Here is an 877-nt window from a genome sequence, read left to right on the forward strand (position 1 = left end):
GTAAAGAAATCTGATGGAAGTTTTCTTGGGCATTTTATTGGTGATTATTTTGCACGCTCTTCAAAGCGATCTGGAGCATGGATGAATAGTCTACAAGTGCAGCATAAATTGGATGGTGGGCAAAAGCCTATTATCTACAATATTTGTAATTTTGCAAAGCCACCCAAAGGCGAGATTGCTCTTTTATCACTTGATGATGCACAAACACTTTTTCATGAATTTGGACATGCATTGCACGGTTTGCTTTCTGATGTAACGTGGCCATCTGTAGCGTGCACATCGGTTTCGCGGGATTTTGTTGAACTTCCTTCTCAACTTTACGAGCATTGGTTAACCGTACCAGAGATCTTAAAATCGTATGCTACACATGCAAAGACGGGGCTTCCTATACCACAAGCATTGATGGATAAAATTGTATCAGCACAGACATTTGATGCTGGTTTTTCTGCGGTAGAATTTATCTCATCAGCTTTAGTGGATATGGCTATTCATCAGAGAGAAACGATATCTGATCCAACAATGTTTGAGCATCAGGAATTGGAGAAGTTGCAAATGCCTGATACAATTATAATGCGTCATCGTCCGCCACATTTTACGCATATATTTTCAAGTGATGGTTATGCAGCTGGTTATTATTCTTATTTATGGTCAGAAGTGCTAGATGCCGATGCTTTTCAGGCTTTTGAAGAAACCGGTGATGTTTTTAATTCACAGCTCGCTGATCGGTTAAAACGTTTTATCTATTCTGCTGGAGGGAGCCGGGATCCAGAGGAGCTCTATAAGGCTTTTCGGGGACGTTTGCCTTCACCAGAGGCGATGATTAAAAAACGTGGATTATAAAAGTGGAACGGTATGCTGTAAATTATACCATTATATT

General features: G+C 40.1%; 1 protein-coding gene. It reads left to right on the forward strand.

Translation table 11 applies throughout. The features are described from left to right. The coding region (locus tag ACFINZ_RS10215) for a M3 family metallopeptidase (RefSeq protein ID WP_375701452.1) at positions 1-840 on the forward strand (840 nt) is incomplete at its 5' end. Positions 841-877: the final 37 nt, after the last annotated feature.

The organism is Bartonella sp. AA81SXKL, from assembly GCF_042196945.1.
In the GTDB taxonomy this organism is placed as follows: domain Bacteria; phylum Pseudomonadota; class Alphaproteobacteria; order Rhizobiales; family Rhizobiaceae; genus Bartonella.